Origin of the sequence: Streptomyces sp. SM11, assembly GCF_002910905.1 — a bacterium.
Taxonomy (GTDB): domain Bacteria; phylum Actinomycetota; class Actinomycetes; order Streptomycetales; family Streptomycetaceae; genus Streptomyces.
This window is the reverse complement of sequence record NZ_NEUE01000309.1, coordinates 28,690-50,000: the sequence shown is the minus strand read 5'-3', so window position 1 is coordinate 50,000 and position 21,311 is coordinate 28,690. Positions and strand designations below refer to the sequence as shown.

Genomic DNA, 21,311 nt, shown 5'->3' with positions numbered 1-21,311 from the left:
CCCGGCACCGATGAAGAAGCGGTACGAGGGCCGGCGTCACCGGGACCGGTCTGCGCCTAGCCGGAGCAGGCCGTGCGGCCCGCCTCCTGCCAGGCGCAGACCGGGCACAGCGTGGCGCCCTTCGTCGACTCCGGGTACTCGGTCGGCTCGCGGCACAGCACGCACTCGGCGTACGGAGGGCCTTCGGCCGCCCCGGACGACGGGGCCGGTGCGATCGGCCCCGGGGTCTGGCAGTACGTCTCGTCCGTGTCCACGTCCACGAGCGTACTCATCCGCGCCGGGCGGCGAGCCGGCAGACGAGGATCACCGCCGCCGCGGCGAGCCACGCCCCGGAGGTCCAGGTTCAGTTGGAGGTCTTCTCGGGCCTGGCCTCGCTGGGCCGCACGATGACGAAGCCCTCGCCCTGGAGCATCAGCTGGACGGCCTCGCCGGATCCGCCGCGCACCATCGAGCCGACGCTCTGCGAGCGGTTCAGGCTGGTCGTGAGCTGCTGGCTCCAGCCGACGACCGCGTCCGTGTCCACGTACACCGGCTGAGCGGCCGTCACGGGAATCACGATCGGGGTGCCCTCACACATCAGGCCGAGCTTGCCGTGGCCCGTGAAGACGCTGTTGAAGAGGCCGCCGCCGACCATTCCGGCGCCCTTCACCGTCTTGATCTCGTAGGAGAGCGTGGGGTCGAAACAGAGGACGTTGCGGCCGTTGATGGTGATGGCGTCGCCCTGGTCCAGCTCCACGATGAAACAGTTCGCCGCCTCGTGCGCGAACCACGCCTCGCCCTGGCCGCGGACGGCCATCAGTGCGAGGCCCTCGCCGGTGACCGCCCGCTTGAGCAGGCCGCCGATGCCCTGGCCCTTGCGCTCGAACTGGAGGTTGCCGCGGAAGGCGATCATCGAGCCCTGCCGGGCGTGCATCTCCCCGTTGACGGCGTACTTGATCGATTTGGAGTTCTGCAGGGTCATGCCGGGGGCGGTGGCCGGCTGGGCCATGTGCTCGCTGGAAAAGAGATCGCTCTTCATGCGGAGCATCCTCACCCGGATCACGTCGTTCCGCCAAGAAGAGTGACGCGACCGGCCTGGCAGACTGGGACGGTGACCAGCAACGACACCCCCGCCCCCGAGAGCCCGTTCCACGACGGTCCGACCGACCGCGACCAGGCGCGGCAGTTCGTGCTGCCGCTGGTGCTCCACCTGGAGAAGACGGACCCGCCCGCCCGCACCGACGCGCTGCGGACCGCCGCCCGTGCGGTGCTGACGATCCTCTCCGACGAACGGTCCCTCGGGGACGGCGAGTGGGCCGCGGCGATGCGGGAGTGGCAGGACGCCCGGATCCGCAAGGTCGTGCGCCGGGCGCGCGGTGCGGAGTGGCGCAAGGCCGCGGCGCTGGACGGCATCACGGTGACGGGCGAGGACGGCGCGGAGGTACGGGTCTTCCCGCCGATCCCGCTGGACGGCTGGCCCAAGGAGCTGGCCAAGCTCCAGGTGTCGGGCACCGACCTGGAGGACCCCGGGCCGCCCGCCGCGCCCGATCTGTCGGGGCCGGTGCTGTGGCTGAACCCCGTGGTGGACATGTCGGCGGGCAAGACGATGGCCCAGGCCGGGCACGGGGCGCAGCTCGCCTGGTGGGAGCTGTCCGACACCGAGCGCAAGGCCTGGCGCGAGGCCGGGTTCCCGCTCTCCGTCGCCACCCCCGGTGCGGAGCGCTGGCGGGAACTGACGGTGAGCGGGCTGCCGGTGGTGCGCGACGCGGGGTTCACCGAGATCGCCCCGGGGTCCTGCACGGTGGTCGCCGACCACCCGGCGCTGCACCGCTGAGCGGGAACCGGATCCCCGCGCGGAGGCACCCGAGCAGGAACCCGGTGACCGGAAGCACGGCTGAGCGTTTCTGCGTCCGGCTACGTATCTCCCGGTACTGCCGAATCGGCACTACCGCCAAGTAGCCTGCACGGCGTGCCGGTTGGCGGTTGATTGACGCCTGTTCGACGCTTTCACGCTTCGGCCCGGGAGACACCTTGTTGCGACGCATCAACGGAACGGCCCTCATCATCGCGGCGCTGGTCGCCACGCTCGGCGCGCTCGCGTTCCCCATGTGGTCCTACGCGGACCGTTCGGGCACCGGCGAGGCGAACCTCAACGCCTCCAGCGTCGCCACCCAGTGGGGGCCGCTCTCCGCGACCGACCGGGACTTCCTGGTCAAGGTGCGGCTCGCCGGCCTGTGGGAGCTGCCCGCCGGGCAGCAGGCGATCGAGCGGGCGCCCAGCGAGGCGACGAAGGCCGCCGGGGACCACCTGGTCGTCGGGCACGCGGACCTGGACCGGCGGGCCCGGGACGTGGCGGCGAAGCTCGGAGTGGAGCTGCCGAACCAGCCGACCGCCCAGCAGCAGGGGTGGCTGCGGGAACTGACGGCGGCGACCGGGGACGCGTACGAGCGGAAGTTCGCCAATATCCTGCGGGTCTCCCACGGCAAGGTCTTCGGCCTGATCGCCCAGGTCCGCCACACCACCCGGAACACGCTGATCCGGCAGCTGGCCAGCGACGCCAACCAGACCGTGCTGGACCACATCACCATGCTGGAAGGCACCGGCCTCGTCGACTTCGACGCCATGGCCCGCGAGGCGGCGGGCGGGTCGACGGCCAGTCCCTCGGGCCCGTCGATGCCCCGGAACGGGCAGGTCCCCCTGCCCCCGGTGCCGGCGACACCGACCGGCGACCAGTCCTTCACCTCGCGCCCGGTGCCGCCCACGATGATGCCGATGCCATGACGGGGACGACGGTCCCGGAACCTCAGATCCAGCTCTGAACGTCCCCCCGGTCGGGTTCATCGCCGCTCGACGGGGCCATGACCCCTGGACAGGACGAGGTGAGCAGGGGGACACCATGGAACTGGGCATCGGCATCGGCTGGCGGCCGGAGATCGCGGACGAGGTGGAGGCGCTGGCGGGGATCGACTGGGTCGAGGCGGTCGCGGAGAACCTCTGCGCCGACCACCTCCCGGACTCCCTGGTACGGCTCCGGGAGCGCGGCGTGCGGATCGTGCCGCACGGGGTGGCCCTCGGCCTGGGCGGCGCCGACCGCCCGGACCCCGTGCGCCTCGCCGCCCTCGCGGAGCGCGCCGAGCTGCTGGGGACGCCGCTGGTGACCGAGCACATCGCGTTCGTACGGGCCGGGGGGCCGCTGACCGCGTCGCCGAGGCTGGAGGCGGGGCACCTGCTGCCGGTGCCGCGTACCCGGGACGCGCTGGACGTGCTGTGCGAGAACGTGCGGATCGCGCAGGACTCGCTGCCGGTGCCGCTCGCCCTGGAGAACATCGCGGCGCTGATCTCCTGGCCGGGCGAGGAGCTGACCGAGGGGCAGTTCCTGGCGGAGCTGGTCGCGCGGACCGGGGTACGGCTGCTGATCGACGTGGCCAACCTGCACACCAATCACGTCAACCTCGGCCAGGACCCGGCGAAGGCGCTGGACGAGCTGCCGGTGGAGGCCATCGCGTACGTCCATGTGGCGGGCGGGGTCGAGAGGAACGGCGTCTGGCACGACACGCACGCCCACCCGGTCACCGCGCCGGTCCTGGAGGTGCTGGCCGAGCTGCGCTCCCGGGTCGACCCGCCGGGCGTGCTGCTGGAGCGGGACGACGCGTTCCCGCCGACCGCGGAGCTGGCGGGCGAACTGGACGCGATCCGGGCGACTCTGCGGCAGGCGGCTCCCACGGCGGGCCCGCGTCCGGCGACCTGCGGCGGGGAAGACACCGGAGTCCGTGCGGCGGCCGTCCCCGTGCCGCCCGGCACTCATGACCGTACCGACGTCCCCGTGCCGGCCGGCACCCGCGACCGTGCGCCCGCCGCCCCCGTGCCGGCCGGGACCCGCGACCGTACCGCTGTCGCGCAAGCCGCGCTGCTCTCCGCGCTGGTGGCGGGCACCCCGGTGCCCGAGGGCTTCGACCCACGGCGGCTGCGGGTGCAGAGCCGGGCGCTGGCCGCCAAGCGCGCGGACGTCGTCGCCAAGGTCGCGCCGGAGCTGCCGGAGATCCTCGGCGACGGCTACCGTGCCGCGTTCCTCGCGTACGCCAGGAGCCGGCCGATGACCGGCGGGTACCGGCGCGACGCCCTGGACTTCGCGGAGCACGTGCTCATCGCGGGCTCTCCCGCCGATCCGGCGGCGCGGCGCCGGCTGTCGTCCTGGTGGCGGCACCGGTCGGGCGCCCGGCCTCCGCACCGGGCCACCCGACTGGTCCGGGCGGCTCGTGCCGCCCTCGTGGGGAGGTGATCCGCCGTGTACGTGGTGGCTCTGCTGGTGACCGTCGTGGTCGTCGTCTGCTCGGTGGTGCTCCTCGTCAAGGCCGTGCGCGAGCGGGCCCGGCGCCCTCGCCCGGCGCCCGGTCACGCGCTCCACGACCTGTACGAGGCCGCCTTCCTGAACGGCGGCCCGGCCAGGGTCGTGGACACCGCGCTGAGTGCCCTGCACGCGGACGGCCGACTGGTCGTCGGCGGGCCCGGCATCGTCGGCGCCCGGCGTGCGCAGGCGAGCGACCCGGTGGAACGCGCGGTGTTCCAGGAGCTGGCCGCCGCGCCGAACGGCGCTCTGCACGTCCTGCGGGAGGCGGTGATGCGGCACCCCGCTGTGCAGGAGATCGGCGACGGGCTCGCCGCGCGCGGGCTGCTCGTGTCGCCCCTGGAGACCCGGCCGCTGCGGTGGTGGGCGATGATCCAGGGACTGGCGTGCGTAGCCGCCCTGCCGCTGAGCATGGTGCTGACCTTCGTCCAGTTCGCCACCCACGACCGGCCGTTCCCGTTCGTCGTGCTGATGGTGCCCCCGGTCCTGATCGGCGGATTCAGCGGGCTGATCGTCGCGGCGTCCACCGCCGCCCGCATCACGGGGGCGGGCCGCCAGGCAGCCCTGGGGTTCCGGAACGCCTACGCCCAGGTGATCACCCACGCCCATCTGGTCGCCACGCTGGGGCTCCGCGCCCTGCCGGACCCGGTGCTCCAGGCCCAACTGGTCGCGGCGGCGAGGCTGAGCGGTCCACGCGGGCGTACGTCGGCGTACACCTCGGGGAGCGGTACGGCGGGAGTCGCCGTCAGCGCGACGGCGGTCTGGTGCGCCGCCTCCGGCCCGGACGGCTCCAGTTGCGGCGGGTCCAGCGGGGGCGGCTCCGGTTCGAGCTGTGGAGGTGGGTCCGGCTGCGGGGGCGGGGGCGGATCGAGTGGTGGGGGCGGCTGCTGCGGCGGGGGCGGCGGCGGCTGAACCGGGCTCCGCACTCGGGTCGCCGACCGCCCATCAGGGTCATGTTCGCGGACATGCCGGGGCGGTGCTGGACATCACCGTCCGTCCGCCCGACCATCCCTCTCCGCATCCGCAGAGAGGCACCGCGCGTGAGAACAGCTGCGCTGTACACATCGATCGGCTCCCTGGTCCTGTCCGCCCTGGCCGTCGCTCCCGCGACCGCCTGGGAGCGCCCGGGCTCCGCCGAGGCCCGGGGCACCGCGATCGCCGCCTCCCGTGCCACGGCCGCCGGCATCGACTTCGTCTCCTGCCCGGAGGACGAGATGCTCCCGGACTCCCTGAAGTGCGGCACGGTGAAGGTGCCCCTCGACTATGCCGAGCCGGACGGGCGGCAGCTCGAACTGACCGTCAGCCGCGCCGGGGCCACCGGACCGGCCGAGGAGCGACAGGGCGCGTTCGTCTACAACCCGGGCGGCCCCGGCGCGTCCAGCGTCACCTTCCCGCTGGCCGGGGAGCTGCCGGCGTGGAAGGAGATCGCCGGGGCGTACGACCTGGTCGGCTACGCCCCGCGCGGGGTGAACGGCTCCTCCGCCCCGCTGACCTGCCAGGACCCCGCCGTGTACACGAAGGGTCCGACGGACGCGCCGACCCACCCGACGCGGGAGTACAAGGAGCGGCGCGTCGCCCGCGCCAAGGCGTACGCGGAGGGCTGCGCGAGCCACGCGGGCGAGACGCTGCGGCACTACACCTCGCTGAACAACGCCCGTGACCTGGACGTCCTGCGGGCCGCGCTCGGCGAGGAGCGGCTGACGTTCATGGGGGCCTCCTACGGGACGTACTTCGGCGCGCTGTACGCGACGCTTTTCCCCTCCCACGTACGGCGCATGGTGTTCGACTCGGTGGTCGACCCGGATCCGGAGCAGATCTGGTACCGCTCCAACATGGGCCAGTCGCTGGCCTTCGAGGCGCGCTGGGAGGACTTCCGCCGCTGGGTGGCCAAGCACGACGACGTCTACCACCTGGGGACCACGCCGGAGTCGGTGCAGCGGCACTACGACGAGGTGCGCGCCGAGCTGGCGGTGAAGCCCGCGGGCGGCACGGTGGGGCCGGGGCAGCTGCACTCGGCGTTCCTGGGGGCCAGCTACTACGACGACTACTGGGCGATGCGGGCGACGGCGCTCTCCGAGTACGTCCGGGGCGACCCGGAGCCGCTGGTCGCGCAGGCCTCCCCGCGCGCGGTGGCGGCCAAGGACAACGAGAACGCGCAGGCGGTGTACACGGCCGTCGAGTGCAACGACGCGCCCTGGCCCGAGGACTTCGAGGTGTGGGACCGCGACCACACGGAGCTGGCGCGCGTCGCGCCGTTCGAGACCTGGGACAACGCCTTCGCGAACCTGCCGTGCGCCTTCTGGCCCGCGCCCCGGCAGCGGCCGCTGGAGGTCGGGACGCGGTGGGGCGAGCTGCCGCCGGTGCTGATCCTGGCGGCGGAGCGGGACGCGGCGACCCCGTACGAGGGGGCGCTGGAGCTGCGGAGGCGGCTGCCCGGCTCGTCGCTGGTGACCGAGCGGGACGCCGGTACGCACGGCATCGGCGGGGCCGGGAACGCCTGTGTCGACGACCATCTGCGCCGGTACCTGCTGACCGGTGAGGTGCCGGGGCGGGGTGCGGACTGCGCGGCGCACCCGGAGCCGAACCCGGTGTCGCTGGACTGATCCCCCGGCGGGCGGTACTGAGCGGGGGCCGCCGCACCATCACGGTGCGACGGCCCCCGAAGCCGAACCCGGTGTCGCTGGAACGGCGGACGGCACGGTCGGTGCCCGGTGCCCGCCCTTCTGATCTTCCGGGTTGGGGTGGTGCGGGACTCGCTGGCTATGCGAGCCCGGCCACCAGGTCTGTGACGCTCTTCCTGCGGCCCGTGTAGAACGGGACCTCCTCGCGCACGTGGAGACGTGCCTCGGAGGCGCGCAGGTGACGCATCAGGTCGACGATGCGGTACAGCTCGTCCGCCTCGAAGGCGAGGACCCACTCGTAGTCGCCCAGCGAGAACGAGGCGACGGTGTTGGCGCGGACGTCCGGGTAGCCCCGGGCCATCTTGCCGTGGTCCGCGAGCATACGGCGGCGGTCCTCGTCGGGCAGCAGGTACCAGTCGTAGGACCGGACGAAGGGGTAGACGCTGATGTAGTCGCGCGGCGTCTCGTCGGCGAGGAACGCCGGGACGTGCGACTTGTTGAACTCGGCCGGCCGGTGCAGCGCCATGTTCGACCAGACCGGGTCGAGCGCGCGGCCGAGCTTGGTGCGCCTGAAGAGGTTGTACGCCTCCTGGAGCTCGTCCGAGGTCTCGGCGTGCCACCAGATCATGAGGTCGGCGTCGGCCCGCAGACCGGACACGTCGTAGGTGCCGCGGACGGTGATGTCCTTGGCCGCGAGCTGATCGAACAGCTCCTGGACCTCGTCGGCGTATCCCGCGCGGTCCAGCGGGAGGACGTCGCGCAGCTTGAAGACCGACCACAGGGTGTAGCGGATGACCTCGTTGAGGTCCTTGGCCTTCTTGCCGGCGTTCGGACCCTTGCTTGATGTCGCAGTCTCAGGAGCACTCATACGGCTATTGTCCCGCCTCGCTCCCCGTGCCCCGAACCAGGGGCGACGTGGCGATGATCTCTCCCGTGATCTCGCCCGTGATCTCGTCGGCCGCCCGCTGTGCGCTCGCGATGCAGGCGGGGATGCCGACGCCGTCGTAGACCGCGCCGCAGACGCGCAGGGCGGGGAGCTTGGCCACCTCGTCGCGGATCCGGGCAACCCGGGTGTGGTGGCCGACCGGGTACTGCGGCAGGCCGCCGATCCAGCGGGTGACCTCGGTGTCGATCGGCCGGGCGGTGAGTCCGGTGGCCCCGGCGAGGTCGCGCAGGGAGACGGCGACGAGTTCCTCGTCCTCGCGGTGCAGATGATCCTCCTCGCCGTACCGGCCGACGGAGGTGCGGAGCACGAACAGGTCGGGGGCGCTGTCCGCGACCCACTGCCATTTGTTGCTGGAGAAGGTGGAGGCCTTGATCGTGTGGCCGTCGACCGGCGGCACGAGGAAGCCGGAGCGGCCGCGCAGGGCCTCGTACGCCTCGATGTCGGCCCGCCGGAAGACCAGGGTGACCAGGGCCATCGACGCGTACTCGACGCCGGACAGTTCGGCGGACGCGGCCGGGGACTCGGCGGCCAGCAGGGTGCCGGCGGACCAGGCGGGGGTGGCCAGGACGATGCCGTCGGCGGTGATGGTCCGGGTCTCGGTGCGGACGGCCCAGCCTTCTTCCGTACGGGTCAGACCGAGGACGGGGGTCTCCGTGAGGATCTCGCCGCCGCCGGCCCGTACGGCGTCGCCCACGGCGTCCGGGAGGGTGCCGATGCCGCCCCCGATGCCCTGGAAGACGGGTCCGGTCCGCTGTCGGGCGGCGGTCCGCTCCTGGACGCGGCGTACGGCCTCCAACAGCGGGCCGCCCTCCCGCACCGCTTCGAAGAGCTGGGGTACGGCGGCGCGCATCGAGATCCGGTAGGCGTCGCCGGCGTAGACCCCGCCGAGGAGGGGCTCCACCAGCCGGTCGACGACCTCGCGGCCGAGCCGGTCGGCGACGTACGCGCCGACGGCGACGTCGTCGCCGACGGGGGTCGGGGTGAGGTCGCGCTCCTCGGCGATCCGGGCCAGCCCCTCCGGGGACAGCACCTCTCCGAGCACCGCCGGGTCGCCGGGGACACCCATGACGTGCCCCTTGGGCATGGGGCGCAGCGCGTCCCGCGTCCAGAGCGAGGCGGTGGCGGTGGCGGGCGGCTGGAGGCGGTCGGCGAGGCCCACCTCACGGGCCAGGGCGACCGCCTCGGGTCGCCGGGCGAGCATCGACTCGGCTCCCAGGTCGACCTGGACGCCCGCGACCTCGCCGGTCATGAGCTTGCCGCCGAGCCGGCCCGTCGCCTCCAGGAGGGTGACCCGCAGTCCGGAGGCGACCAGACGGTGGGCGGCCGCCAGGCCGGCGATGCCGCCGCCGATGACGACGACGTGGCCCGGGGGCGTTTCCGCACGTTGTTGAGAACGCTGCATGGGTCCACTCTCTCAAACCCGTACCGCGTCCTGCCCGTGACCACTTCGAAACCGCCCACCGGCAACCGGTCCGGGAGCGACCGCGTCGAACCTGCACCATCAACCACCTTCCTGGGGGGACCAGTTATGGAATGGGACAGCGGAACCGATCGGCCCTTCGCCCGCACGCGTGCGGCGCTCGTGGCCGGGGCGCTCGGCCTCCTGCTCGCCGTCGGCGGCTGCGGGGCGTCGGGCGACGCCTCCGACAGCGGAGCGAGGGCGGCGGACGGGAAGTCCGCCCCGCGTGAGGGGTTCGCGGACGAGGACGGGGCCGCGGCCTCCTCCGCCGAGAAGCAGACGGACGGGAAGGCGGCGGGGAAGAAGGCGGCCCCGAAGCCCGGGGCCGCGGGCACCCATGTCATCCGCACGGCGACCCTGTCCGTCGAGGTGAAGAGCGTGCCGAAGGCCGTCGCCGCCGCGCGCGGTGCCGCGGAGGGCGCGGGGGGCCTGGTGGCGACGGAGAACACCGAGCGGCTCGACGACACCTACGAGTCCTCGCACCTGGTGCTGCGGGTGCCGCAGGACCGGTTCCAGGAGGTGCTGCGGGAGCTCTCCGGTTCCGGGAAGCTGCTCTCGCGCACCTCGAACGCGAAGGACGTCACCGACCAGGTGGTCGACGTGGACAGCCGGATCGCCACGCAGCGCGCGAGCGTGGCGCGGGTGCGGGAGCTGATGGACAAGGCGGAGCGGATCAGCGATGTGGTCGCCCTGGAGGGCGAGCTGAGCAGCCGTCAGTCCGACCTGGAGTCGCTGCTGGCCCAGCAGGCGAGCCTGAAGGACCGCACCTCGCTGGCGACGATCACCCTCGACCTGACGCCGCCGGATGCCCCGGGCCGGGACGCGGAGAAGGAGGACGACCCGGGGTTCCTGGACGCGCTGGGCGGCGGCTGGGACGCGTTCGTGACGATGCTGCGGTGGATCGCGGTGGCGTTCGGGGCCACGTTCCCGTTCCTGCTCACCGGGGCCCTGGCACTGCTGGTGTGGCGGGTGCTGCGCGCCCGGCGGGCGGCCCGCAGGGTCCCGGCGGCGGCCCGGCCGGAGGGGGAGGGCACCCCGGCCCCCTGACCGCCGTAGCGTGGGGACGGTGAATCGACGGATCGCCGGCTCGGCGAACCGGCGAACCGGCGAAAGGGGACCCGACATGGCGGCGGAGCGACTGGTGGTCATCGGCGGTGACGCGGCGGGCATGTCCGCCGCGTCACAGGCGCGCAGGCTGAAGGGGCCGGACGCGCTGGAGATCGTCGCCTTCGAGCGCGGCCACTTCACCTCGTACTCCGCCTGCGGCATCCCGTACTGGGTGAGCGGCGACGTCGAAGCGCGCGACGACCTGATCGCCCGGACCCCCGAGGAGCACCGGGAGCGGGCCATCGATCTGCGGATGCGGACCGAGGTGACGGAGCTCGACGTGACCGGGCGGCGGGTGAAGGCGCTGGACCGGGAGAGCGGGCGGACGTACTGGACGGGCTTCGACAAGCTGGTGATCGCCACCGGGGCCCGTCCGGTGCGCCCGGCGCTGCCCGGCATGGACGCGGCCGGGGTGCACGGGGTGCAGACCCTGGACGACGGGCAGGCGCTCCTGGACTCGCTGGACGCCCTGGGCTCCGAGGAGACCCGCCGGGCGGTCGTGGTGGGCGCGGGATACATCGGCGTCGAGATGGCCGAGGCGATGCTCACGCGGGGCTTCGAGGTGACCGTCCTCAACCGGGGCGAGCAGCCGATGGCGACGCTCGACCCGGACATGGGGCGGCTCGTCCACGACGCGATGGACGGGCTGGGCATCACGACGGTGAACGGGGCCGCCGTCACCGGGATCCTCACCGGTCCGGACGGCCGGGTGAGCGAGGTGGCGACGGACACGGGGACGTATCCGGCGGACGTGGTGGTCCTCGGCATCGGCGTCGAGCCGGAGACGGCGCTGGCGCGCGGGGCGGGGCTGCCGGTGGGTCCGCACGGCGGGCTGCTGACGGACCTGGCGATGCGGGTCGTCGGCCACGACGACATCTGGGCGGGCGGCGACTGCGTGGAGGTCCTGGACCTGGTGGCGGGCCGCACCCGGCACATCGCGCTGGGCACGCACGCCAACAAGCACGGCCAGGTGATCGGTTCCAACGTCGGGGGCGGCTACGGCACGTTCCCGGGCGTGGTCGGTACGGCGGTGAGCAAGGTCTGCGACCTGGAGATCGCCCGGACCGGGCTGCGGGAGAAGGACGCCCGTGCGGTCGGGCTGCGCCATGTCACGGCGACCATCGGGTCGACGCAGCGGGCGGGTTACTACCCGGGGGCGAAGCCGATGACGGTGAAGATGATCGCGGAGTACCGCACGGGCCGGCTGCTCGGGGTGCAGATCGTCGGCCGCGAGGGGGCGGCGAAGCGGGTGGACGTGGCGGCGGTGGCGCTGACGGCCGGGATGACGGTGGAGCAGATGACGGCGCTCGACCTGGGCTACGCCCCGCCGTTCTCGCCGGTCTGGGACCCGGTGCTGGTCGCCGCGCGCAAGACGGTGGCGGCGGTGCGGGGCGCGGGGAGCTGACGGCGTGGGGCCGGGGCGCTCGAACGCCCCGGCCGTCCGGTCGCTCAGCGCGCGGTCTGCGTGTGCACGTACTCCACGAGCCGGGTGAGGGCGTCCGGGTCCATGGTCGGCATGACGCCGTGGCCCAGGTTGAAGATGTGGCCGTCGAGCCCTGCGGCGGCGTCCAGCACCTCGCGGGCCTTCTCCTCGACGGCCGGGGTCGGCGCGTACAGCACCGCCGGGTCGAGGTTGCCCTGGAGCGCCTTGCCGGGGCCGACGCGGCGGGCGGCCTCGTCCAGCGGGACGCGCCAGTCGACGCCGACGACGTCCGCGCCGGCCTCGCCCATCAGGCCGAGGAGTTCGCCGGTGCCGACGCCGAAGTGGATGCGGGGGACGCCGTAGGGGGCGACGGCGTCGAAGACCTTCGCGGAGGCGGGCAGCACGGCGCGGCGGTAGTCGGCGGGGGCCAGCGCGCCGACCCAGGAGTCGAAGAGCTGGACGGCGGAGGCGCCAGCCTCGATCTGCACCTTCAGGAAGGCGCCGGTGATCTCGGCGAGCCGGTCCACGAGGTCGGCCCAGAGCTGCGGGTCGCCGTACATCATGGCCTTGGTGCGCTCGTGGTTGCGCGAGGGGCCACCCTCGACGAGGTAGCTGGCGAGGGTGAAGGGGGCCCCGGCGAAGCCGATGAGCGGGGTGGCGCCCAGCTCGGCGGTGAGCATCCCGATGGCCTCGGTGACGTACGGGACGTCCTCGGGCGTGAGGTCGCGCAGCCGGGCCAGGTCGGCGCGGGTGCGGATCGGCTCGGCGATGACCGGGCCGACGCCGGGCTTGATGTCGAGGTCGATGCCGATGGCTTTCAGGGGCACGACGATGTCGCTGAAGTAGATCGCGGCGTCGACCTTGTGGCGGCGTACGGGCTGCAGGGTGATCTCGGCGACCAGCTCCGGCATCATGCAGGAGTCGAGCATCGCGATGCCCTCACGGACCTTCAGGTATTCGGGCAGCGAGCGCCCCGCCTGACGCATGAACCAGACCGGCGTGTGGGAGACGGGTTCGCGGCGGCAGGCCCGCAGGAACGCCGAGTCGTGGGTGGCGTGGCGGACTGCGTCGAGGCTGGCGGAGGTCGTCGTCTGCTGGCCCGAAGGGCTGTCGTTGGCACTCACGCACAGAATCTTCGCACGCGGGCCGAAGGAGCCCGGCGCCGCAGGGTGTCTCTCCCTGCGCGAGGCCCGCCTTCCGCCTACTCTTCCCCGCATGGCTCCGGCTCAGGGACAATTTTCCGATCATTCCGATGGCGTTGAAAGCAAGGACCGTGCGGAGGGCCCTTCCGCGCCGCCCGCGTTCCTGGCGGCGGTCGAAGCGCTGCGCTCCGCGCGCCTCCGCCCGGAGCTGGAGGTGGAGGTGACCAGGCCGCCCCAGCGCCTCGCGCCGCACGCGTACGCCCTGGAGGCGGCGGTGGTGGACGGCGAGGACGATCTCGCGGACGGCAGGCTGGTCCTGCTGCACGATCCGGCGGGGCACGACGCCTGGCAGGGCGCGTTCCGGCTGGTGACGCTGGTCCGGGCGGAGCTGGAGCCGGAGATGGCGGCGGACCCGCTGCTCCCGGAGGTGTGCTGGTCCTGGCTGACGGGTGCGCTGGACGCGCGGGGCCTGTCGTACGGAGAGGCCGGCGGAACGGTGACACGCGCCGGATCGCACTACTTCGGTGCGCTGTCCGCGCGCCGTCCGGCGACGCAGATCGAGATCCGCGCCTCGTGGACGCCGCGTGAGGGGCGGGGCGGGGTGCCGGACGCGGCGTCACACCTGATGGCCTGGGGCGATCTGCTGTGCCAGATCGCGGGACTGCCGCCGTCGGATCCGGCGGACGCGGCGGTGGTGACGCTGCCGCAGCGGCGCGGGCCGCAGGTTTCGTAACACTCCGTCACCCGTATCGCACAAGGACCGGCTCTCTTTTCGTACAATCGATCGCGCGTCCTATTTGCCCGAATTGTTACTCACCAAATCGTGATCTTCCCCTAAAGGAGGACGGGTCCGCTGCCGAAGAGGTCAATGACCCTTCAAGCACGGTTCGCCCCCGGCTTCATCCCCCGAGCCGGCCCGTCCCGCCACTCCCCCCAGGAGGCCTGGTGTCCGTTCTCCTTGAGCAGCCCGCAAGCCTGGTCGCCTACCGCCCGAACAAGCCGACGGCCATGGTCGTCGTGGCCGACCCGCGCGTCCGTTCCACCGTCACCCGCCATCTGTGGGCCCTCGGAGTACGTGACGTCATCGAAGCGTCGTCCATCGCGGAGGCACGCCCCCGCGTCGGCAACCCGCGCGACATCTGCATTGCCGACGTCCACCTGCCCGACGGTTCCGGGCTGACCCTGCTGTCCGAGACCCGCGCCGCAGGCTGGCCCAACGGTCTCGCCCTCTCCGCCGCCGACGACATCGGCGCCGTTCGCAACGCCCTCGCGGGCGGCGTGAAGGGCTACGTCGTCACCGGCACCCGAACCAACATCGGACACCCCACCCGCCCCGGCGTCGCCCCCATCGGCGCCAACGCCGCCCGTATGCACCGCAGGCCTCCCGGTTCCCCGAGCCACCCGGGCGGCTACCGCGAACTGTCCGGACGTGAGGTGGAGGTGCTCCGCCTGGTCGCCGAAGGCCAGTCCAACAAGGCCATCGGCGTCTCGATGGGCCTCTCCGCCCTGACCGTCAAGTCCCACCTCGCCCGCATCGCCCGCAAGCTCGGCACGGGTGACCGTGCCGGAATGGTCGCGGTCGCCCTGCGGACGGGCATCATCCACTGACCGCACCCCGCCGGGACGTGCACCGATGCGTCTCCGGCTGGAATACGCGCATGGCCGCCCGTCGACGGAACGTTCCGTCGACGGGCTCCGCGCATACCCAGATACCCTTGACACGTGACCGACGCCCAAGAGACCGCAGCAGACACTTCACTGCGAACCACCGGGGGCGCTCCCCCGGACGACGTCGCCCCGGCGCCGATCCCCTTGCTCGAACCGCGCGAGGGCATTCCCCCGGTGGTGACGTCCGACGACGCCCTCGCCGGGGTGATCGCCGCCTTCGCCACGGGCACCGGCCCGGTGGCCGTCGACGCCGAGCGTGCCTCGGGGTACCGCTACGGCCAGCGCGCCTACCTCGTACAGCTCCGCCGCGAGGGCGCCGGCAGCGCCCTGGTCGACCCGGTCGGCTGCCCCGACCTCTCGGGCCTCGGCTCCGCACTGAGCGGCACCGAGTGGATCCTGCACGCGGCGACCCAGGACCTGCCGTGCCTGCGGGACATAGGCATGACCCCCACCTCGCTGTTCGACACCGAGCTGGCCGGACGGCTCGCGGGCTTCCCGCGCGTCGGTCTCGGCGCGATGGTGGAGAACGTCCTCGGGTACGCCCTGGAGAAGGGCCACTCCGCGGTCGACTGGTCCACCCGCCCACTGCCCGAGCCCTGGCTGCGCTACGCCGCGCTCGACGTGGAGCTCCTGATCGACCTGCGCGACGCGCTGGAGGAGGAGCTGGAGCGGCAGGGCAAGCTGGAGTGGGCCCGGGAGGAGTTCGACGCCATCGCCGCCGCGCCGCCCGCACCGCCCCGCAAGGACCCCTGGCGCCGCACCTCGGGCATGCACAAGGTGCGCCGCCGCCGTCAGATGGCCGTCGTCCGGGAGCTGTGGACCACCCGTGACCAGGTCGCCCAGCGCCGCGACGTCTCACCGGGCAAGGTGCTCGGCGACGCCGCGATCGTCGAGGCCGCGCTCGCGCTGCCGCTCGATGTGCAGGCCCTGACCGCGCTGCCCGGATTCGGCCACCGCATGGGACGCCGTCAGCTGGAGCAGTGGCAGGCGGCCGTGGACCGGGCCAGGGCGCTGCCGGAGTCGGAGCTGCCGCAGCCCGGTCAGCAGCCGGCCGGACCGCCTCCCCCGCGTTCCTGGGCCGACAAGGACCCGGCCGCCGCCGCCCGGCTCTCGGCCGCCCGCACCGCCGTCTCCGAGCTGGCCGAACGCCTCCACATGCCCCAGGAGAACCTGATCACCCCGGACACCGTGCGCCGGGTCTGCTGGGAGCCGCCGGCGAACCCGACCCCGAGCGCCGTCGAGGACACCCTCGCCGGGTACGGGGCGCGGAACTGGCAGATCCAGCAGGTCGCCCCGCTCCTCGTCCGGGCGCTGGACGCAGGCGCCTGACCCGCACGCGCATCGAAGCACCCTCCGGCCGTCGGCCGGGGGGTGTTCGGCTTTCCGACGGGAACCACAGGATTCGGCGGGGCCACGAGCGGGGGACGGACATGGACACGACGACGTACGGCGACTGGATCCGCGCGTTCGACGAGACGCGGCCGGAGCGGCTGGCGCGGCTGGAGCGAGGCGATCCGGACTGGCCGGCCGGGGTGCCGCCGAACCCCGCGATCCGGCGCGGTGTGCGGCGCTTCCAGGTCGGCGAGGACGGCTACGGGGCCGAGCCGATCACCACAGCGGAGGCGGCCGGTGACACGGAGTACGCGTCGGCGGTGCGGATGTTCGTCGCGGAGGAGCGAAATCACGCCAGGTTGTTGGCGCTTCTGCTCGCCTCGGGCGGCACGCCGGTGATGGCCTCGCACTGGAGCGACCACTTCCCGAGGTGCCCGGGAAGGCCGGACACGACCGTCGGACCGGTGTGACCTTCGACGCTCCGGCCGTGGGGGGTGGGCAGTCTGGTTACCCGCAAGTAGCATGATGGCAGGCGGTGCGCCCCCGTGGCGTGCCCCGCAGCAGTGCCATCCCGCACCCTGGAGGAGAGCCACCGTGCCTCGTACCATCCGGGACGTCGTCTTCGTCGACGGCGTCCGCACCCCGTTCGGCAAAGCGGGCCCCAAGGGCATCTACCACGAGACCCGCGCCGACGACCTCGTCGTGAAGGCCATCCGGGAGCTGCTGCGCCGCAACCCGGACCTGGACCCCAAGAAGATCGACGAGGTCGCCATCGCCGCGACCACGCAGATCGGGGACCAGGGCCTCACGCTGGGCCGTACCGCCGGAATCCTGGCCGGTCTGCCGCAGTCCGTCCCCGGCTACTCGATCGACCGCATGTGCGCGGGCGCGCTGACCGCCGTCACCTCGACGGCCGGTTCCATCGCCTTCGGCGCGTACGACGTCGTCGTGGCCGGTGGCGTCGAGCACATGGGCCGCCACCCGATGGGCGAGGGCGTCGACCCGAACCCGCGCTTCGTGTCGGAGAAGCTGGTCGACGAGTCCGCCCTGTTCATGGGCATGACGGCGGAGAACCTCCACGACCGCTACCCCACGATCACCAAGGAGCGCGCCGACGCCTACGCGGTGCGCTCGCAGGAGAAGGCCGCCAAGGCGTACGCCAACGGCAAGATCCAGCAGGACCTCGTACCGGTCTCGGTGCGCCGCACCAACGCCGAAGCCGGTGAGACGGGCTGGGGCCTGGTCACCGCCGACGAGCCGATGCGCCCCAGCACCACCATGGAGTCCCTCGCGGGCCTCAAGACCCCCTTCCGCGCCCACGGCCGCGTGACGGCCGGTAACGCCGCGGGGCTCAACGACGGCGCCACCGCCTCGCTGCTCGCCGCCGAGGACGTCGCCAACGAGCTGGGTCTCCCGGTCAAGATGCGCCTCGTCTCCTACGCCTTCGCGGGCGTCGAGCCGGAGGTCATGGGCTACGGTCCGATCCCGGCAACCGAGAAGGCGCTGGCCCAGGCCGGTCTGAGCATCGAGGACATCGGTCTCTTCGAGGTCAACGAGGCGTTCGCCGTGCAGGTGCTCGCCTTCCTGGAGCACTACGGCATCGCCGACGACGACGCCCGTGTCAACCAGTACGGCGGCGCGATCGCGTACGGCCACCCGCTGGCCTCCTCCGGTGTCCGGCTCATGACGCAGCTGGCCCGGCAGTTCGAGGAGCAGCCCGAGGTCCGCTACGGCCTGACCACCATGTGCGTCGGCTTCGGCATGGGCGCCACGGTCGTCTGGGAGAACCCGCACTTCAACGCCGACGGAGGCAACAAGTGAGCTCCACCACTGAGCTTCTGAAGGGTGCGGCAGAGCTGTTCCCCGGCGAGATCGTCACGCAGGCGCACGTACGCCACCTGGACCTGCCGTACGGCGCCGGGCGGTTCGCGCTCATCACGCTGGACAACGGCCTGGACCACACCAAGCCGACCACCTTCGGACCGCAGTCGCTGGCGAACCTGAACGCCGCCATCGACCAGGTCGAGAAGGAGGCCGCCGAGGGCACCATCACCGGTGCCGGCATCACGGGCAAGCCGTTCATCTTCGCGGTCGGCGCCGACCTCAAGGGTGTCGAGCTGCTGAGCCGTCACGAGGACGCGCTGGCCATCGGCAAGGGCGGCCACGACGTCTTCCGCCGCCTGTCCGGTCTCGCGGTCCCCACCTTCGCGTACTACAACGGCGCGGCCATGGGCGGCGGTGTCGAGGTCGGTCTGCACTGCACCTACCGCACCGTCTCCAAGGCGCTCCCGGCGTTCTCGCTGCCCGAGGTCTTCCTCGGCCTGGTCCCCGGCTGGGGCGGCTGCGCGCTGCTCCCGAACCTGATCGGCGCGGACCGCGCGGTCTCGGTGATCATCGAGAACTCGCTGAACCAGAACCGTCAGCTCAAGGGCAAGCAGGTCTTCGAACTCGGCATCGCGGACGCGCTGTTCGAGGGTGCGGACTTCCTGGAGCAGTCGCTGCTCTGGACCGCGAACGTACTCAAGGGCTCGGTGGCCGTCGAGCGCGCCGAGGTCGACCGCGGTGAGGCCTGGGACCAGGCCGTCGCCCGCGGTCGGGCCATCGCCGACTCCAAGGTGCACGGCGCGGCCCCGGCGGCGTACCGCGCGCTGGACATCATCGCGGCGGCGAAGGACGGCGACCTGAGCGCCGGCTTCGACGCCGAGGACCAGGCGCTGGCGGACCTGATCATGGGCGGCGAGCTGCGCAGCGGCATCTACGCCTTCAACCTGGTCCAGAAGCGCGCCAAGCGCCCGGCCGGTGCCCCGGACAAGAACCTGGCCCGCCCGGTCACCAAGGTCGGCGTCGTCGGTGCGGGCCTGATGGCCTCGCAGCTGGCGCTGCTGTTCCTGCGCCGCCTGGAGGTCCCTGTCGTCCTCACGGACATCGACCAGGAGCGCGTCGACAAGGGTGTGGGCTACGTCCACGCCGAGATCGAGAAGCTGCTCGGCAAGGGCCGCATCAACCAGGACAAGGCCAACCGCCTCAAGGGCCTGGTCTCCGGTGTCCTCGACAAGGCCGAGGGCTTCGCGGACGCCGACTTCATCATCGAGGCCGTCTTCGAGGAGATCGGCGTCAAGCAGCAGGTGTTCGCGGAGGTCGAGGCGGTCGCCCCGGCGCACGCGATCCTCGCCACCAACACCTCCTCGCTGTCGGTGACCGAGATGGCGTCGAAGCTGAAGAACCCCGAGCGGGTCGTCGGCTTCCACTTCTTCAACCCGGTCGCGATCCTCCCGCTGCTGGAGATCGTCCGCGGCGAGCAGACCGACGACGCCTCGCTGGCCACGGCGTTCGGTGTGGCCCGCAAGCTGAAGAAGACCGCGGTCCTGGTGAAGGACGCCCCGGCGTTCGTCGTCAACCGCATCCTCACCCGCTTCATGGGCGAGATCCAGAACGTCATCGACGAGGGCACCCCGGTCGAGGTCGCGGAGAAGGCCGTCGAGCCGCTCGGCCTGCCGATGTCCCCGCTGGTGCTCCTGGAGCTGGTCGGCCCGGCCATCGGCCTGCACGTCTCCGAGACCCTGAACCGCGCCTTCCCGGAGCGCTTCACCGTCTCGCAGAACCTCGCGGCGGTCGTCAAGGCGGGCAAGCGCGGCTTCTACGTCTACTCCGCCGAGAATCCTGCCGCGCCGGTCCTCGACCCCGAGGTCGCAGCCCTCCTCAAGCAGGGCGACACCGTCCTCACCGAGGAGCAGACCCGCGACCGCGTGCTCGACGCGGTGGCGCAGGAGATCGGCCTGATGCTCGACGAGGGCGTCGTCGCCGAGGCCCAGGACATCGACCTGTGCCTGATCACCGGCGCGGGCTGGCCCTTCCACCTGGGCGGCATCACGCCGTACCTGGACCGTGAGGGCGTCTCCCAGCGGGTGAACGGGAAGCCGTTCCTGGAGCAGGGCGTGGCGAGCGTTCCGGCGTAACGCCCGGTTCACGACGTTCACGACAGACGGACCACGAAGGGTACGACTCGGCGACGAGTCGTACCCTTCGTGCCTGCCCGGACCGGTCCCGGTGCAGTGATGACAGAATGCCCTGATCACACCCCTGAGCAGCCCGGGAAGCAGACGGTCACCGTCCACGGGCGGAACGGCGTCCACACCGGTATGACGGACACCAGGAATCACCTCGGTCGCAGAGCGGTCCTCCTCGCGGGCGGCGGCGCGGCCGTCGCCGCGACGGTTGGCGTGCTGTCCTGGGCGACCGGGCGCCACGACCGTGCGGCAGCTCCCCCGGCGACGGTCGGTCTGTTCGCCGTGGACGAGGCGGTGGCGCTGCTGCCGCCGAGCCCGTTGCGCACCGTCAGCGGGCCCCAGTCGATCGCCTTCGCCCCTGTGGGCGACCGGGTGTACGCGCTGCAGGTGATGGCGGGAGGGCTTCGGCTACCCGGCGAGGACAAGCCCGTCACCGGGCGCGACCGGAAGTCGGCGGGCGATATGTGCGTCTCGGTCCTGCCACTCGCGGGGGGCGCCGCCGGGCACATGTACCTCCGAGGGTTCGGCCACGGAGTCTCGATGGGCGTGGAGGCCTCGGGCGAGGACGTGCTGCTCTGGGTGGAGTCCGATGTGGACGAGCGGACCGGTTACGGACGCGCCGTCGCACGGGTACCTTTCCGTGACGGGGCCGTCCTGGACAGTTCGTCGCCCGCCGTACGGCACCACCGGCCGCTGCCGGGCAGCCGTCAGCTGCATCCGGCCTTCGACCCGGTGGACGGCCGGGTCCTGGTGAGTCACTGGGTCGGCGAGGCGCACCATTACGCGGTCTATCGGACGGACGACTTCCTCGCCGGGCGGTACGAGCCCCTGCACACCGTCGTCGACGGCGCCCTGCGTGACGGGGAGTGGGTCCAGGGGTGCGCGCTGCACGGGAACCACATCTACCAGCTGACCGGCAAAGGCTACACGGACGAAGCCGGGGCCAACCCTCCGTCGGGCGGGGGCGACACCTTCGTGTCGGCGCTCGACGTGCGCACCGGCGAGGTCGCGGGCCGCCGCAAGGTGACCGTGGCGCCGGAGCTGGAGTACCGCGAACCCGAGGGGATTGCCGTGCGGGCTGCGCCCGAGCCCCAGCTCTGTGTTGGTTTCTCGGTCAAGACCCCCGAGCGCCGCCGTCTCGCCGTCTACGCGTGCCCGGCCCCGGGCGCCACGACGTGAGCCGACCACGACCGTCAGATGTGGCGTAGATCTCGCAATTCGATCACGTGACCGCCAACCGTTCATAACTGTTCGATATACAGACGACAATTGTTCTACTTTT

19 protein-coding genes are annotated in these 21,311 nt (G+C 72.6%); 14 read left to right on the top strand and 5 right to left on the bottom strand.

The genetic code is table 11. The features are described from left to right. Positions 1–56: 56 nt before the first annotated feature. Positions 57–272 carry a hypothetical protein gene (locus B9S58_RS36725; RefSeq protein WP_103536163.1) on the bottom strand — a complete coding sequence of 72 codons (216 nt, stop codon included), beginning with the start codon at positions 270–272 and terminating at the stop codon, positions 57–59. Positions 273–343: 71 nt separating this feature from the next. Further along, a complete protein-coding gene (locus B9S58_RS36720; protein ID WP_103536162.1) occupies positions 344–1,018 on the bottom strand; it encodes an AIM24 family protein in 675 nt (224 codons plus the stop codon). Positions 1,019–1,090: 72 nt separating this feature from the next. Between B9S58_RS36720 and B9S58_RS36715 the strand changes: the two genes are divergently transcribed. From B9S58_RS36715 to B9S58_RS36695, 5 genes are all read left to right on the top strand, one after another. Beyond that, entirely contained in the window at positions 1,091–1,813 is a 723-nt protein-coding gene (locus B9S58_RS36715) for a peptidyl-tRNA hydrolase (RefSeq protein WP_103536161.1), read from the top strand. Positions 1,814–2,013: 200 nt separating this feature from the next. Beyond that, positions 2,014–2,760, top strand: coding sequence for a DUF4142 domain-containing protein (locus tag B9S58_RS36710; RefSeq protein ID WP_181009582.1), 747 nt, complete (start codon positions 2,014–2,016; stop codon positions 2,758–2,760). 115 nt (positions 2,761–2,875) lie between these two features. Continuing rightward, on the top strand, positions 2,876–4,258 hold the full coding sequence (locus B9S58_RS36705; RefSeq protein WP_103536159.1) for a DUF692 domain-containing protein: 1,383 nt from the start codon (positions 2,876–2,878) through the stop codon (positions 4,256–4,258). 6 nt (positions 4,259–4,264) lie between these two features. Further along, a complete protein-coding gene (locus B9S58_RS36700) occupies positions 4,265–5,236 on the top strand; it encodes a TIGR04222 domain-containing membrane protein (RefSeq protein ID WP_103536158.1) in 972 nt (323 codons plus the stop codon). 128 nt (positions 5,237–5,364) lie between these two features. Next, entirely contained in the window at positions 5,365–6,927 is a 1,563-nt protein-coding gene (locus B9S58_RS36695; RefSeq protein WP_103536189.1) for an alpha/beta hydrolase, read from the top strand. A gap of 157 nt (positions 6,928–7,084) precedes the next feature. Here B9S58_RS36695 and hemQ read toward each other — a convergent pair whose 3' ends face one another. Continuing rightward, positions 7,085–7,813 (bottom strand): hydrogen peroxide-dependent heme synthase, encoded by a 729-nt coding sequence (hemQ, locus tag B9S58_RS36690; protein WP_103536157.1) that lies wholly within the window; start codon positions 7,811–7,813, stop codon positions 7,085–7,087. Between the two features lie 4 nt (positions 7,814–7,817). Then, positions 7,818–9,293 carry a protoporphyrinogen oxidase gene (gene hemG, locus B9S58_RS36685; protein ID WP_103536156.1) on the bottom strand — a complete coding sequence of 492 codons (1,476 nt, stop codon included), beginning with the start codon at positions 9,291–9,293 and terminating at the stop codon, positions 7,818–7,820. 126 nt (positions 9,294–9,419) lie between these two features. Here hemG and B9S58_RS36680 point away from each other — a divergent pair, with 126 nt between their 5' ends. Continuing rightward, positions 9,420–10,397 carry a DUF4349 domain-containing protein gene (locus B9S58_RS36680; protein WP_103536155.1) on the top strand — a complete coding sequence of 326 codons (978 nt, stop codon included), beginning with the start codon at positions 9,420–9,422 and terminating at the stop codon, positions 10,395–10,397. A 76-nt stretch (positions 10,398–10,473) separates the two neighbouring features. Then, entirely contained in the window at positions 10,474–11,862 is a 1,389-nt protein-coding gene (locus tag B9S58_RS36675) for an FAD-dependent oxidoreductase (RefSeq protein WP_103536154.1), read from the top strand. 44 nt (positions 11,863–11,906) lie between these two features. Here the strand turns inward: B9S58_RS36675 and hemE are convergent, their stop codons facing one another. After that, positions 11,907–13,004, bottom strand: a complete 1,098-nt coding sequence (gene hemE, locus B9S58_RS36670; protein ID WP_103536153.1) for a uroporphyrinogen decarboxylase — start codon at positions 13,002–13,004, stop codon at positions 11,907–11,909. Positions 13,005–13,095: 91 nt separating this feature from the next. On the opposite strand from hemE, the gene B9S58_RS36665 reads away from it, so the two are divergent. The 7 genes from B9S58_RS36665 (at position 13,096) to B9S58_RS36635 (ending at position 21,208) form a co-directional block, all read left to right on the top strand. After that, positions 13,096–13,755: a DUF3000 domain-containing protein gene (locus B9S58_RS36665; RefSeq protein WP_103536152.1), complete on the top strand. Its 660-nt coding sequence runs from the start codon at positions 13,096–13,098 to the stop codon at positions 13,753–13,755. 212 nt (positions 13,756–13,967) lie between these two features. Further along, a complete protein-coding gene (locus B9S58_RS36660) occupies positions 13,968–14,630 on the top strand; it encodes a response regulator transcription factor (protein WP_003965521.1) in 663 nt (220 codons plus the stop codon). Positions 14,631–14,744: 114 nt separating this feature from the next. Continuing rightward, complete coding sequence (locus B9S58_RS36655) at positions 14,745–16,019, top strand: ribonuclease D (RefSeq protein ID WP_103536151.1); 1,275 nt, start codon at positions 14,745–14,747, stop codon at positions 16,017–16,019. A 101-nt stretch (positions 16,020–16,120) separates the two neighbouring features. Further along, complete coding sequence (locus B9S58_RS36650; RefSeq protein ID WP_258045252.1) at positions 16,121–16,492, top strand: hypothetical protein; 372 nt, start codon at positions 16,121–16,123, stop codon at positions 16,490–16,492. 124 nt (positions 16,493–16,616) lie between these two features. Next, on the top strand, positions 16,617–17,843 hold the full coding sequence (locus B9S58_RS36645) for an acetyl-CoA C-acyltransferase (protein ID WP_103536150.1): 1,227 nt from the start codon (positions 16,617–16,619) through the stop codon (positions 17,841–17,843). After that, positions 17,840–19,978 (top strand): 3-hydroxyacyl-CoA dehydrogenase NAD-binding domain-containing protein, encoded by a 2,139-nt coding sequence (locus B9S58_RS36640; RefSeq protein ID WP_103536149.1) that lies wholly within the window; start codon positions 17,840–17,842, stop codon positions 19,976–19,978. The genes B9S58_RS36645 and B9S58_RS36640 overlap by 4 nt, the downstream gene beginning before the upstream one ends. A 99-nt stretch (positions 19,979–20,077) precedes the next feature. Then, positions 20,078–21,208 carry a signaling protein gene (locus B9S58_RS36635; RefSeq protein WP_258045251.1) on the top strand — a complete coding sequence of 377 codons (1,131 nt, stop codon included), beginning with the start codon at positions 20,078–20,080 and terminating at the stop codon, positions 21,206–21,208. Positions 21,209–21,311: the final 103 nt, after the last annotated feature.

What these genes read in the sequence shown, in the direction of transcription:
- B9S58_RS36725 (WP_103536163.1), bottom strand. Translation starts at nt 272, where the DNA reads ATGAGTACGCTCGTGGACGTGGACACGGACGAGACGTACTGCCAGACC.
- B9S58_RS36720 (WP_103536162.1), bottom strand. Translation starts at nt 1,018, where the DNA reads ATGAAGAGCGATCTCTTTTCCAGCGAGCACATGGCCCAGCCGGCCACC.
- B9S58_RS36705 (WP_103536159.1), top strand. Translation starts at nt 2,876, where the DNA reads ATGGAACTGGGCATCGGCATCGGCTGGCGGCCGGAGATCGCGGACGAG.
- hemQ (WP_103536157.1), bottom strand. Translation starts at nt 7,813, where the DNA reads ATGAGTGCTCCTGAGACTGCGACATCAAGCAAGGGTCCGAACGCCGGC.
- hemG (WP_103536156.1), bottom strand. Translation starts at nt 9,293, where the DNA reads ATGCAGCGTTCTCAACAACGTGCGGAAACGCCCCCGGGCCACGTCGTC.
- B9S58_RS36680 (WP_103536155.1), top strand. Translation starts at nt 9,420, where the DNA reads ATGGAATGGGACAGCGGAACCGATCGGCCCTTCGCCCGCACGCGTGCG.
- B9S58_RS36675 (WP_103536154.1), top strand. Translation starts at nt 10,474, where the DNA reads ATGGCGGCGGAGCGACTGGTGGTCATCGGCGGTGACGCGGCGGGCATG.
- B9S58_RS36665 (WP_103536152.1), top strand. Translation starts at nt 13,096, where the DNA reads ATGGCTCCGGCTCAGGGACAATTTTCCGATCATTCCGATGGCGTTGAA.
- B9S58_RS36650 (WP_258045252.1), top strand. Translation starts at nt 16,121, where the DNA reads ATGGACACGACGACGTACGGCGACTGGATCCGCGCGTTCGACGAGACG.
- B9S58_RS36635 (WP_258045251.1), top strand. Translation starts at nt 20,078, where the DNA reads ATGACAGAATGCCCTGATCACACCCCTGAGCAGCCCGGGAAGCAGACG.